Here is a 14,025-nt window from a genome sequence, read left to right on the forward strand (position 1 = left end):
CGACATTGGCAAACCCAATCGGATTATTCTCTAATTGCATTTATTAGACAATATATAGATGGAAAAAATCAAACAAAATGAATGAAAAATCCGTATATATTAAAGTTTAATATTATTTCAAAAAGCGTTTACAAATCAACTAAATTTACATTATATTTTTCAAGCCATATATTCATTTGAACCAAATGGGCAATTCGTTGGGGACCCGTCATTAGTTGGCCGAACCAGGGAATATTAAATGATTTATTGGAATCTAGTAGTTCTTCTAATTTTTCTTTAGAAATGAGCTGCAATATCGGTGAGTTTTTCTTCTGAATAATCTGTCGCAACATGTCAGTAACTAACTTTGTATATTTAGGATGATGCGTCTTAGGATAGGGGCTCTTTTTTCGGTACAAAATATCCATTGGAAGAATGCCTTCTAGAGCTTTTCGCAATAATCCTTTTTCTCTTCCACCTAGCATTTTCATTGACCATGGTATGTTCCATGCATATTCAACAATTCGATGGTCTGCAAATGGTACCCGCACTTCTAGACTAGCAGCCATACTCATTCGATCTTTTCGATCTAGCAATGTCGACATAAACCACACCATATTCAAATAAAACATTTCTCTGCGTCGGGCTTCATTCGGTTCTTCCCCTTCTAATTTCGGCACTTCTTGAATCGTTTCTTCATATCGTAATTTTATATAATCTTTCAATTTCAATGTATTTTGCCAGTATGGTAATAGTAGATTTTGTCTCTCTGATTCGGATTGCATCCAAGGAAAACCATCGTTTTTCAATAATTCTGTTTTATAAAACCAAGGATAGCCTCCAAAAATTTCATCAGCACATTCACCAGATAGTGCCACAGTAAAATGTTTTTTTATTTCTTCGGAAAATAAAAGTAAAGAAGAATCAATATCTGCCATACCAGGTAAATCTTTAGCAATCACAGCTTCCTTTAATTTTTCAGCAAGTTGTTCGTGGGAAATAATGGTCGTATGATGAGCAACACCAAGATGTTGAACTACTTTTTCAATCCATGGACGGTCTTCATCCGGTTGAAACAAACTCTTTTGAAAATAAGTACTGTTTTCTTCATAATCAATAGAATAGGTATGAAGAGGTCCTCTATCTAGGTTATTGAAAAAATTTGAAGCAATGGAGGTAATTACACTTGAATCTAAACCACCCGATAAAAAGGTGCAAACTGGGACATCCGCAACTAATTGTCGTTCAACTGCATCTTTTATGAGTAAACGAACGGTTTCGATTGTTTCTTCTAATGAATGAACATGTTTAGCACTTCTTACATTCCAATAACGTTGAATATTCAAGCCATGTTGATCAAAAATGAGATAATGGGCTGGCCTTAATTCATTAATCCCTCGAAATATTCCGTGCCCTGGCGTTCGGGAAGGACCTAGACCAAATAATTCTTGTAATCCCTCTCGATCAACTTCGGATTTTACTTTTGGATGGGCTAAAATGGCCTTCAATTCTGAACCAAATATTAAGCTTTTTCCGCTAAATTTATAAAACAAAGGCTTTACACCGAGCCGATCCCTCGCCATGTAAATTTTTTCACATTCCTCATCCCAAATAGCAAAAGCATATATACCGTTTAAATGTTTAACACATTCTTCTTTCCACTCGATATAAGCTGTTAACAATACTTCCGTATCAGAATGGGATTGAAATGAATAACCCCGATTGACCAATTCATTACGCAGTTCTTCAGTATTATATAGCTCACCATTGTAAACTATCGTATACTTATTAGAACCTTTTGTTTTCGACATTGGCTGAGAACCGCCAACAGGATCTACTACGATCAGTCTTGTATGACCAAGAGCAACATGCGTGTCACAAAAAATGTTAGAGGCATCTGGCCCTCTTTTGTTTAACGTTTGTGTCATCTTTTTTATAGTGACTTCTTGATGTTTCAAATTGTTTTCCCAATCAATCCAGCCCGTAATTCCACACATCATCCATTACTCTTTCGTAGTATAATTTTTTTACTTATCATCCATTTTATGTCCTTTTGACTATAAGAACAATTTCAATTTCGAATGAAATTCATCTAATCTACGTATAAATATATTGACTATAAATAATTAAATTGATATAAGATAGTTATTTTTTATATCAATATCTGAACAATTTATGAATAATTGTATCCACAAGAGTAATCAATTATATACAAAAGTATAAACCCTATCCGCACGAGTGACCTTTTAATATACATAAGTGAAATCTCTATCCGCACGAGTGACCTTTTTATGTACACAAGTGAAATCTCTATCTGCACAAGCGACTTTTTATGTACACTAGTGGGATCTCTATCTGCACGAGTGGCCTTTTTATATACACAAGTAGGATCTCTATCTGCACGAGTGGCCTTTTTATATACACAAGTAGGATCTCTATCCGCACGAGTTATATCAAATCGAGTAGGAGGGAGTGATTAGCTCCCGTCCTCTCACACCACCGTACGTACGGTTCCGTATACGGCGGTTCAATTAAGATAATTGACGCAAGTTTTCATAACTTCCGTGAATAGCTGTTCTCTTTATGCCAGTGGTCACTCCACCCTCCAAGAGGACTCCCACGGGATTCACCGCTTCCTTCCTCAAGTGAGGTACTATGTTTTCTGTGTTCATCATGACTCACTGAATGCCAAGGGCTATTCTCTCTTAATTGTTCGGTCCTTCTTAGTAGTTCTAAACCAACTAATACTATGACCTCTGCTGACTTCTGACGGTTCAGCTACTTATCACTAAGTAGGTTATGAAGCGAACTTCACCTATCCGCCAGACCTCCCCGGGTAAGTACATGCACTTTCACACCATCTATCCGCCTCATTTACTCGATATGACCTTCGACAGAAAGAGCTTTGTTTTGTTTCGCAAACTCACTCAATCATACCTAGCCTTATATGAGGTTCGTGTTCCTCGGACCGGTGTTTTGCCTCCAGCTTCCTTCAGATTCCGCGTCACCACGGACACCCTTGCTCTTGGCTAACCTCTACTTCTGTCTTCGGGGTTCGGGACTTACACCCTATAGTTCATGTACATGCCGGGCGCACAAAGAAAAAGAGCGAATTTCCCTCATTCGCTCTTACATGTTTATTCATCTAAAAAATCAAAAGGAGTAATGCCATCCATGCCAATCATTGGGTGGATTTTAGGTGCCGTTTCCGCATTCAAAACTGGTGGGAGTGGAGTTACTTCCAATGTTTCTTGCTGTTCAACATAGTTAATTAGAGAAGGATTTTTCTCTTGTTCATTGTCATTTATAACTTCCTGATGAGTATCACCCTCATCCATTCCCACTGGATTTAATCTTGAACATAAGGTCGTAAACCGTTCCAAATCGTCCGTGCGTTGAATTCCCTTCATGAATTCTTCTGGCTCTCCGCATAATATTAAATAATTTTTCGCACGAGTAATTCCTGTATAAATCAAATTTCTACGAAGCATTTTTGAATAGCTTCGAACAATAGGCATAATCACCGTTTGGAATTCACTGCCTTGCGCTTTATGAATGGAGCAACAATAAGCCAAGGTAATTTGATTTAAGTCAGATCGTTCATACGTCACTTCATTGCCATCATAAGAAACGACAACGATATCTTGTTTTTCAACCGTTTCTTTCGCTTTTAAGATTGCTACAATTTCTCCAATATCACCGTTAAAAACATTACTTTCCGGCTGGTTGACCAGCTGTAAAACTTTATCACCAATGCGGAAAATCGTATCGCCATACTTTACTTCTTTTCTCGTTCCATCCTCGTTTGAATTCACAAGCTCTTGAATTTCTTTATTTAAATAATCAATACCAGCTGGACCCTTGTACATAGGTGCCAACACTTGTATATCACGTATAGATTGACCTTTTGCCAATGCACTTTTTACAACTTGTGTGACGACGCTGGCAATTTGATCTTTTGAAGCTTTAATAAAAGAACGATCGGTCGTTTTTTCAGTAAAGTTAGTTGGAATTTGCCCTTTTTTAATTTGATGGGCCAGTTCGATAATCGTAGAACCATCTGCTTGGCGATATACTTCTGTTAGTTCTATGGTTGGCACGACTTTAGAAGCTAATAAGTCCTTTAATACTTGTCCAGGTCCAACCGGAGGCAATTGATCTTGATCTCCTACAAGAACCACTTGAGCACTGAGAGGAATACTTTTTAACAATTGGTGACTTAACCACGTATCTACCATGGACATTTCATCGATTATTACAAGACGGCCTTCGATTTCACGATCTGATTCTTCCTCTTTTTCTTGACCATTAAAACCTAATAATCGGTGAATTGTCATCGCTGGTAAACCCGTAGATTCCGAAAGTCTTTTTGCAGCTCTACCAGTTGGTGCTGCGAGAATAATTGGAAACGGCTCTTCCCTCTTCGCATATTCTTTAGGATCTAAGGAAATTCCGTGAAGTTCTGCATACACTTCAACTAATCCTCGAATAACGGTCGTTTTCCCTGTTCCTGGCCCACCTGTTAAGATCATAACGGACGAGTTTAGAGCTTGTTCAATGGCTCTTGCTTGCGTTTCTGCATAAGTCACTTCCAAACGTTCTTCGACTTCTCCGATTGCTTTTCGTATCTCGTCTTTTGAAAAAATTTGACTTTGTTCATTTTGCTTTAAAAGTTGCAAAATTTTAGTGGCGATGCCAACTTCACTAAAATATAAGGATGGCAAGTAAATTCTCGTCTCTTCGCCGCAAATTTTCCCTTCCTCTTCCAATTCAATAACCGCTTTTGAAATAGACTCAAAAGGAATTTCTACAGGTTGGCTCTGTTCCAGCATACCTTTAACCTCAGGCAATACATGTTCCGCTTCTAAATATACATGCCCTTCAGATAAAGCAGCTTGATTCAACACATGTAAGACTGCTGCTTTAATTCGGTCGGGATGGTTTCCTGTTATGCCGATTTTACTGCCCAATTCATCGGCTTTTGTAAATCCAACCCCTTCTACTTCTTCAATTAAACGATAAGGATTTTCGGTTAACAAATGAATTGTTTCTTCTCGATACGTTTGATATATTTTCATTCCTAATTGCGGTCCGAATCCCCATTCGTTCAATTGAATCATAATTTTATCCAAACCTAAATTTTGTTCTAAAGTGCTGCGAATAGTCATTTTTTTCTCTTCAGATAGCCTTGGAACTTCATCGAGAATTTGTGGATTTTCCATCATTTTTTTCAGCGCATCAGTCCCTAGCGTTTTGACAATCAACTCAGCAGTTTTTGGACCAATACCCGGAAATAAGTCACTCGATAAATAGTGAATGACACCTTGTTCAGTTGCAGGAACTTCCCTTTCAAACATTTCTACTTGGAATTGAATTCCGTATTTCGGATGATGCTTCAAACTTCCAAAAAAACGATAGTCATGTTCTTCATCAAGGGTTGGAAAATATCCTACAACTGTGATTTCTTTTTCTGTATATTGCAAATTGGTTTCCTTAATTTTTACTTTTACAATAGAATACATGTTGGATGCGTTATGAAAAATGGAAACAATTGGCCGGCCTAAAACAAAGGTTTTTGTCGTTTTGAGTATGGTGAAGTTTTCCTCCACTTTCATACGCTCCTCTCCGAAAAAATCTCTTTAATATGATACCATTATTACGGAGTGTAACAAAATAGGAACTTCCACTTCTCGATTAAATAATAGACCAATGATATGATATAAAAAATACTTATTGAAGGGATTCGAGTGCATTATGGAATTTAGACCTTGTATTGATTTGCATGATGGAAAAGTCAAACAAATTGTTGGCAGTACTTTAGGACAAGAAACTGTTGTAGAAAATTTTATTTCTGAAAAAGATGCTTCCTATTATGCCGAACTATTTAAAAAGGATGGTTTAACAGGTGGGCATGTTATCATGTTAGGCCCTGGAAATGAAGAACAAGCCCAATTTGCTTTAACTGCATATCCGAGAGGACTTCAAATCGGTGGAGGAATCACTGCGGACAATGCAAAAAAATGGATTGATACGGGTGCCAGCCATGTCATTGTTACATCATACATATTTCACGATGGACAATTAGATATGGAAAGATTAGAACGTCTAGTCCAAGAGATTGGAAAAGAACACATTGTCCTTGATTTAAGCTGCCGAAAACGAGACGGGAAATGGTATGTGGTAACAGATAAATGGACGAAATTCAGCGATTTTGAAATCAATCAGGAAAATATTTCCTTCCTAGAACAATATTGTGATGAGTTTTTAATTCATGCCGTGGATGTGGAAGGGAAAAAAAGCGGAATGCAGGAAGAATTAGTTCAGGATTTAGCGAAATGGACAAAGATTCCAACAACTTATGCAGGTGGAGTTCGATCATTACAAGATCTTGAAAGGTTTAAAAAATTATCAGGAGGAAAATTGCACGTAACGATCGGCAGTGCATTAGATATTTTTGGAGGCGATTTGCCATATCGAGATGTGGTGAATTATTGTAAGTCATAGTTTTGATGAGCTATAGTGAATTATCCGATAGAATTTCTGTCACAACGACTTTACATCTATTATCGTGATAAGATAAATTTCGTTTCTGAAACAAATAATAATATGAAGCTTGAGGTTAACATCAATGTTGGGTATCTACCGGCTAGTATAGAAAATTTCCAATTCAAAAGGCTATCTAGAAATCTTAACTTCTAGATAGCCTTTCTACATTCTAATTTTTATTCTTCAAGCGCTCCATTACCATATCATAAATATATTTTGCATGTTCATGTTCTGGTAGAATTGTAAAGGCTTGTTCTAAGTGATATAACGCCTCTTTTGCATCCTCTGTCGAGAGGGCGTAGAGCACACCTAAATTATAATGAGCATCGGCATTTTGTTCATCATTATGTAAGACATACTCCAATTCCTTTTTCGCTAAATCAAACATCTCTAACTTACATAATAAAATGCCGTAACTTAAACGAATTTGCATATCATCCGGCGCAAGTTCAGCAGCTCGTTGCATATAGGGAAGTGCCAGTTTTACTTTATTTTCCTTTTCTAATGCTTTCCCTAACATGTAATAAGCATCGGCACCTTCAATTCCATATTCAATCGACTTTTGATAAAGTTTTGCCGCCTCTACAAATCGCTCCGAATTATAATATAAGTTTGCTAAACCATAATAGGCCGTTGCTGCTTTTTCATCAAGAGTAATCGCTTTTTGAAAAAATCTCTCTGCACGCTCTATCTCGTTCATTGCGGCAAGGACATTCCCAAAATTAATATAGCCTACTGGATCATCCGGATTTTGTTCAATTGCTTCCGTGAAAGCTTTCACTGCATCTTCATAACGCTCTTCCTGCAATGCTTTGATGCCTTCTTCATTATAGTTCATGTTTTCACCTCTCATCAAAAATTGGCGACCAACTTAGCCGCCAATTATCCTACATAAGTTAATTTTTCACCATTTTTTAATACTTCATCAATTGTTCCTCCGCCTAAACATACTTCCCCATCATATAAAACAACAGCTTGTCCAGGCGTAATCGCTCGCTGTGGCACTTGGAATGTAATATGTGCCTTTTGATCATCTAAAAGCTCCACTTCTACTGGAGTATCTTCTTGTCGGTAGCGGAATTTAGCTGTACAAGTAAATTTCTTTGGTTTCGGTTGATTGGATGTGAAGCTCATATTTGTTGCGATTAATGATGTAGAATACAATGCTTCATTATGGAATCCTTGTCCCACATATAACACATTGCGTTTTAAATCTTTCCCCACAACAAACCAAGGTTCACCTTCACCGCCAATGCCAAGGCCGTGTCTTTGTCCAATTGTATAATACATTAGCCCATCATGTTTCCCCAAAACTTTGCCATCAAGGGTTTCCATTTTACCAGGTTGCGCTGGCAAGTAGTTACTTAAAAATTCTTTAAAATTGCGCTCACCAATAAAACAGATGCCTGTTGAATCTTTTTTCTTCGCCGTTGCAAGACCAGCCTCTTCAGCAATTTGTCTTACTTTCGGCTTTTCAATATGCCCGATTGGGAACATGACCTTTTGCAGCTGTTGCTGATTCAATTGATTTAAAAAATATGTTTGGTCTTTATTCCGATCGACGCCGCGCAATAACACGACTTCCCCATCTCGCTCTTCCACTCGAGCATAATGTCCTGTTGCTAAATAATCAGCGCCCAGCTTTAATGCATGTTCAAGGAAAGCTTTAAATTTAATTTCTTTATTGCACATCACGTCTGGATTTGGCGTGCGACCAGCCTTATATTCCTCTAAAAAGTACGTAAATACCTTATCCCAATATTCTTTTTCAAAGTTAACAGCATAATACGGAATTCCAATTTGGTTACAAACTTTAATCACATCTTCATAATCTTCCGTTGCTGTACAAACACCGTTTTCGTCTGTATCGTCCCAGTTTTTCATAAAGATACCAATCACGTCGTATCCTTGTTGCTTCAACAAATAAGCAGCAACAGATGAGTCAACCCCACCGCTCATTCCAACGACTACACGAATTTGTGATGGGTCACGAGTTTCTACCATGTATTTCACCTTTTCTAATTCTATGAATTCGTCATTCTTTTCACGATTTTAGCTGTACGTTCAGCTGCAATTTCAACATCTTCCTTTGTTAATCCTAAACCAAAACTAAAACGAATGGAATTACGAAGCTCTGATGCACCTTTTCCAAACATTGCAACAAGCACATGAGACGGGTCAATGGAACCTGCTGTACACGCTGAACCGCTTGATGCATAAACACCGTCCATATCCAAATTCACGAGGAACGATTCAACGTCCATTCCTGGAAAACTAATGTTTAATATATGTTTAAGGAAATATTCATGATCGCCATTTACCTTGTAAGTAATTTGTTCCCGATTTAATACGTTTAAAAAGATCGTTCTAAATTGAAGATATGTTTCCTGTCTTTTTTCCATTTCCCGCTGTGAGATTTCAACAGCTTTTGCAAAACCTACAGCAGCATGTACATTTTCCGTCCCTGCTCTACGTTTTCTTTCCTGTGAACCACCATAAAAAGTAGCGACGAGAGGCGTTTTTTCTCGTTGATACAAAAAGCCTATTCCTTTTGGTCCGTTAATTTTATGGCTGGAGACACTTAAAAGATCAACATGTAATTCATTAATATCGATTTTTTCTAATCCATAAGCTTGAACAGCATCGGTATGAAAAATCGCCTGATGGTCTTTTAAAAGTTCGCCAATTTCTTTAATAGGTTGAATCGTACCGACTTCGTTATTTCCATACATAATCGTTACTAAAATTGTGTCAGCTCGCAATGCATTTTTTACAGATTCAACAGAAATGCGACCGTTTTCATTTACTGGTAAATATGTTACTTCAAAACCAGCTTTTTCTAGCTGTTCACATGCATGTAGAACAGCATGATGCTCTACTGATGTTGTGATAATATGTTTACCTTTCGATTTTAAAGCTTGAGCTACTCCAAATATTGCTGTATTATCAGCTTCTGTTCCACCACTGGTTAAAATGATTTCTGTATCTTTCGCGCCAATGGATTGAGCTAAAATACTTCTCGCTTCGTCCAATACCTTTCTTGCAGATCGTCCTGCTGTATGGATGCTGGAAGGATTTCCATACACACGAGCCATTACTTCCGCCATAGAATTGATGACTTCTGGATGAACTGGTGAAGTTGCTGCATGATCTAAGTAAAACGTTTGCATAATGTGCCGATAAACTCCTTTATTCTTATGTGCAATTAAATATAGAACATATAACCGTCATATTCTGTCTCGTCAGTATAATTTGCTAAATCTTCAATCGTTGTCGTATCAAGTACCTGTTTTACTGCATCGCGAATGCGAATCCAAAGCTGTTGTTGTGGTGGTTCTTCTTCTTCAATTCCCTCCACTGGTTGGATTGGACCTTCTAATACACGAATCACATCGGCTGCTGAAATTTTACTTGGTGGAATGGCAAGCAAATAACCGCCGTATGCACCGCGCACACTTTTTACTAAACCAGCAATACGTAATGGAGATACTAATTGTTCTAAGTATGCCTCCGATAGATTTTTTTCTTCCGCAATTTTACGTAATGGGAGTGGACCATCCCCATAATGTTTTGCTAATTCAATCATAATTGTTAAACCGTATCTACCTTTTGTTGAAATTTTCATCTTACTACACCTCAAATTTCTATTCCCATTTTCTTCGTCTAGTATAACATAACACCTTTTATTCCACTTGGAAAAGGTCTATTATAATTTATAAATGAAAAGTTTTTAAATTCATCGGAGGAAGTACTATGCAAAATGAACCATTGGCATTTCGAATGCGCCCAAGAAATATAGATGAAGTAGTTGGACAACAACATATTATTGGTAAAGATACCGCTTTATATAAAATGATTCAAAACGGACATGTTCCGTCAATGTTATTATACGGCGAACCAGGAATTGGGAAAACCTCTATTGCCTATGCGATTGCAGGAAGCACAAATTTACCTTTCTTTCCTCTAAACGCAACGATTGCTGGAAAAAAAGATGTTGAACAAATTGTATCAGAAGCAAGGCTCACAGGAAAAGTCATACTGTTTTTAGATGAGATTCATAGATTTAATAAACTTCAACAAGATACATTATTACCCCATGTGGAAGATGGGTCAATTATTTTAATCGGTGCTACGACAGAAAATCCATTTCACGATGTCAATCCAGCAATTCGTTCCCGATGCGGGGAGATTTTTCAACTAAAACGTTTGACTCTTGAGGAACTTGTCCAACTGTTAAAAAACGCATTGCATGATGAAGAACGAGGATTAGGTAAATATTCAATTGATATTCATGATGAACAAATAAAAAAAATTGCGATTGCTTCCAATGGTGATGCTAGGAAAGCTTTAACTTTGTTAGAATCAGTCTTTCATGCTTCAGAAGAAATAGATGACATTGTGCGTGTGGAAGATTCTACTATCGAACACTTGGCGAAACGCATCGGCGTATATGGAGATAAAGGTGGCACGCATTTTTATAATTTATTGTCCGCTTTGCAAAAATCTGTGAGAGGAAGCGATGTCAACGCAAGTTTATATTATTTAGCCCATTTGCTTGAAAATGGAGATTTAATTGCAGTTTGTAGAAGACTTTTGGTGATGGCTTATGAGGATATTGGCCTTGCGAATCCCCATGTAGGTGCCCATGTATATGCAGCAACAGAAGCAGCAAAAGTACTCGGCTTACCTGAAGCGAGAATTCCCCTTGCCAATGCAGTCATTGAAATGTGCTTATCTGAAAAATCCAATTCCGCATATCAGGCATTAGACGCTGCAATTAAAGCCATTCATGAAGGAAAAACTGGGGATATTCCTATGCATTTGAGGGATGCTCATTATGCGGGAGCCAAAACATTAGGCCACGTTGGTTACCAGTACCCTCACGACTATCCAATAGGCACTTTTGGTGGTTGGGTAAATCAACAATATTTACCAGATACACTTCAAGATATGGAATTTTATCGCCCTGTCATTGCAGGGGAAGAAAAAAGGATGGCAACGATCTATGAAAAGTTAAAATCCTTAAAAAATCATAATAGTCAGTAAATCCTTAATTGAGATAAACCGAATTTGTTTTCAGATTTTATCGTAAAAAGAGCGAATGAATATAATTTTTCATTCGCTCTTTTTGTGCGCCCGGCATGTACATGAACTATAGGGTGTAAGTCCCGAACCCCGAAGACAGAAGTAGAGGTTAGCCAAGAGCAAGGGTGTCCGTGGTGACGCGGAATCTGAAGGAAGCTGGAGGCAAAACACCGGTCCGAGGAACACGAACCTCATATAAGGCTAGGTATGATTGAGTGAGTTTGCGAAACAAAACAAAGCTCTTTCTGTCGAAGGTCATATCGAGTAAATGAGGCGGATAGATGGTGTGAAAGTGCATGTACTTACCCGGGGAGGTCTGGCGGATAGGTGAAGTACGCTTCATAACCTACTTAGTGATAAGTAGCTGAACCGTCAGAAGTCAGCAGAGGTCATAGTATTAGTTGGTCTAGAACAACTGAGAAGGACCGAACAATTAAGAGAGAATAGCCCTTGGCATTCAGTGAGTCATGATGAACACAGAAAACGTAGTACCTCACTTGAGGAAGGAAGCGGTGAATCCCGTGGAAGACCTCTTGGAGGGTGGAGTGACCACTGGCATAAAGAGAACAGCTATTCACGGAAGTTATATAAAGACTTGCGTCAATCATCTTAATTGAACCGCCGTATACGGAACCGTACGTACGGTGGTGTGAGAGGACGGGAGTTAATCGCTCCCTCCTACTCGATTCATATTTCCTGGTTTTCAACGTAAAGTTGTTCGATTTTTACCGTTTCCCCAACTTTCCAAAAAAATCATCAAGTGGTAGCCATGTTTATTAATTTAGGATATTGTTTCCATATTGATTGCAAAATTCATTGAAAAAACGAATGCAGTCTTTTAAACCATTATTTTTATCAAGGTAATAGCGTTCAAATTCATCTTCTTCATGAAATAATTGATTAAATGTTTCGCTCATCTCTTGTAAAAATTCTAAATTGCGTCCTTGAACATCCGGTAAACAATTTGCTGCATCATGAAAAGATTTTTTTATTTGCTCTTTTTGTTCTTCAGTCATTTCCTTTACAAGGTTCATATATGCAATTGTATTGAAGTATATAATTTTGCTTACGATATCAATAAATAAAGACCAATACATATCGCTTTCCGGCAATCTTCCATGTTTTCTTTGCACATATTTTTTGAAGTAAGTAACCAATTCATCCAATAACTGTTTTAACTCTTCAAAAGCCAAATCCCATTTTTTCGAAGTATCAATATAATCGAAGAGAATCCCATCCAATTCTTCTTGAAGCTGGACTAAATTCAATATGTCATTTCTTATTTGAATTTTTGGCATAAAATACCCCCTTGTATGCTCGTATTAAGTTTTACTATATCAATAAAATCCTTATTATTTTGAATGAAATAATAAAACGTGAAAAAAATGTATTAAATCTGTTTTTTTAGCTTCATTAATAGCAATTTCCGAATATGGGGGTATTTATAAAAAAGTACGATTCGATAGATTTTAAAAGCTACCATTTTCTATTGTCTCTTCATTATGATTACACACACTCATTATTTTATTAGAAAAATTATTTCATTATTCATTCTAATTAGATAATTATTGTTTTACACGCTTAATTGGTATGTCTTTTAATACAGAGTTGATTACCCAGCTTGCACAAATAAGCCCACAAACGGATGGACAAAAAGCGTTTGATGATGGGGGCATTTTAGCTTTTCGGATGGACGCATCGGGATTCCCTACTTCTTCAACAACATCCGGTCTTACGACAATTGGTGATTCATCGGAAAAGACTACCGTTATGCCTTTTTTTATACCTTCTTTTCTTAATTTCGTACGAATAACTTTTGCCATTGGATCTGTATGAGTTTTTGAAATATCTGCAATGCGGAATCTTGTTGGATCCATTTTATTTGCAGCACCCATACTGGAAATAATCTGGATATTTCGCTTTAAACATTCTTTCATTAAATGAATTTTATACATGATTGTATCTGAGGCATCAATGACATAATCAATATCATATTCAAATAGTTTTTCATACGTTTCTTCGTTATAAAACATGTGTAAATGAATAACTTCACATTCTGGATTAATATCTGCAATTCGTTCTTTCATAACTTCTGCTTTTGGTCTTCCAATCGTTGATAAATACGCAACCAATTGGCGATTAACATTTGTGATATCTACCACATCTTTGTCTACTAAAATAATTCGCCCTATACCGCTTCGTGCACATGCTTCCGCAGCAAAAGAGCCAACTCCTCCAATCCCTAAAATTGCAACCGTTGTATTTTTTAATCTATCTAATCCTTCTTTTCCTATCGCAAGTTCGTTTCTAGAAAATTGATGTAACATACCTTTCTGCCTTTCATTCGAATTTTTCACATCGGAATTATATCATAAGTGTTGGTTAGAAGTGTATACGTTTATATTTCCAAAGTAT

Annotated in this window: 12 protein-coding genes; 3 read left to right on the top strand and 9 right to left on the bottom strand. The window is 37.2% G+C overall.

Translation table 11 applies throughout. The features are described 5' to 3' along the window. Window positions 1-128 precede the first annotated feature (128 nt). From asnB to recD2, 3 genes are all read right to left on the bottom strand, one after another. Window positions 129-1,976, bottom strand: a complete 1,848-nt coding sequence (gene asnB / locus NST98_RS04820) for an asparagine synthase (glutamine-hydrolyzing) (RefSeq protein WP_445684054.1) — start codon at window positions 1,974-1,976, stop codon at window positions 129-131. A 534-nt stretch (window positions 1,977-2,510) separates the two neighbouring features. Further along, a complete protein-coding gene (locus NST98_RS04825; protein ID WP_340714232.1) occupies window positions 2,511-2,654 on the bottom strand; it encodes a hypothetical protein in 144 nt (47 codons plus the stop codon). Between the two features lie 462 nt (window positions 2,655-3,116). Beyond that, window positions 3,117-5,594 carry an SF1B family DNA helicase RecD2 gene (recD2, locus tag NST98_RS04830; protein WP_340714572.1) on the bottom strand — a complete coding sequence of 826 codons (2,478 nt, stop codon included), beginning with the start codon at window positions 5,592-5,594 and terminating at the stop codon, window positions 3,117-3,119. 139 nt (window positions 5,595-5,733) lie between these two features. Between recD2 and hisA the strand changes: the two genes are divergently transcribed. Beyond that, a complete protein-coding gene (gene hisA, locus NST98_RS04835) occupies window positions 5,734-6,483 on the top strand; it encodes a phosphoribosylformimino-5-aminoimidazole carboxamide ribotide isomerase (RefSeq protein WP_096551313.1) in 750 nt (249 codons plus the stop codon). A 211-nt stretch (window positions 6,484-6,694) separates the two neighbouring features. Here hisA and NST98_RS04840 read toward each other — a convergent pair whose 3' ends face one another. Genes NST98_RS04840 through cymR form a run of 4 tightly spaced genes read right to left on the bottom strand, consistent with a single transcriptional unit; the run spans window position 6,695 to window position 10,150 of the window. Then, window positions 6,695-7,363 carry a tetratricopeptide repeat protein gene (locus tag NST98_RS04840; protein WP_340436379.1) on the bottom strand — a complete coding sequence of 223 codons (669 nt, stop codon included), beginning with the start codon at window positions 7,361-7,363 and terminating at the stop codon, window positions 6,695-6,697. Window positions 7,364-7,407: 44 nt separating this feature from the next. After that, window positions 7,408-8,529 carry a tRNA 2-thiouridine(34) synthase MnmA gene (gene mnmA / locus NST98_RS04845; RefSeq protein ID WP_340714573.1) on the bottom strand — a complete coding sequence of 374 codons (1,122 nt, stop codon included), beginning with the start codon at window positions 8,527-8,529 and terminating at the stop codon, window positions 7,408-7,410. 20 nt (window positions 8,530-8,549) lie between these two features. Next, entirely contained in the window at window positions 8,550-9,695 is a 1,146-nt protein-coding gene (locus tag NST98_RS04850; RefSeq protein WP_340714574.1) for a cysteine desulfurase family protein, read from the bottom strand. A gap of 35 nt (window positions 9,696-9,730) precedes the next feature. Further along, entirely contained in the window at window positions 9,731-10,150 is a 420-nt protein-coding gene (gene cymR, locus NST98_RS04855; RefSeq protein WP_016839403.1) for a cysteine metabolism transcriptional regulator CymR, read from the bottom strand. A 128-nt stretch (window positions 10,151-10,278) separates the two neighbouring features. Here cymR and NST98_RS04860 point away from each other — a divergent pair, with 128 nt between their 5' ends. Both NST98_RS04860 and NST98_RS04865 read left to right on the top strand, forming a co-directional pair. Beyond that, complete coding sequence (locus NST98_RS04860) at window positions 10,279-11,571, top strand: replication-associated recombination protein A (RefSeq protein ID WP_096551321.1); 1,293 nt, start codon at window positions 10,279-10,281, stop codon at window positions 11,569-11,571. A 506-nt stretch (window positions 11,572-12,077) separates the two neighbouring features. Further along, entirely contained in the window at window positions 12,078-12,227 is a 150-nt protein-coding gene (locus NST98_RS04865) for a hypothetical protein (protein WP_340714173.1), read from the top strand. A gap of 159 nt (window positions 12,228-12,386) precedes the next feature. On the opposite strand, the gene NST98_RS04870 is transcribed toward NST98_RS04865, so the two are convergent. Together NST98_RS04870 and NST98_RS04875 are read right to left on the bottom strand one after the other, a co-directional pair. Further along, complete coding sequence (locus NST98_RS04870; RefSeq protein ID WP_340714575.1) at window positions 12,387-12,908, bottom strand: hypothetical protein; 522 nt, start codon at window positions 12,906-12,908, stop codon at window positions 12,387-12,389. 267 nt (window positions 12,909-13,175) lie between these two features. Then, complete coding sequence (locus NST98_RS04875) at window positions 13,176-13,937, bottom strand: tRNA threonylcarbamoyladenosine dehydratase (RefSeq protein ID WP_096551323.1); 762 nt, start codon at window positions 13,935-13,937, stop codon at window positions 13,176-13,178. Window positions 13,938-14,025 lie beyond the last annotated feature (88 nt).

Source organism: Ureibacillus sp. FSL W8-0352 (genome assembly GCF_038004345.1).
GTDB lineage: Bacteria > Bacillota > Bacilli > Bacillales_A > Planococcaceae > Ureibacillus > Ureibacillus thermosphaericus.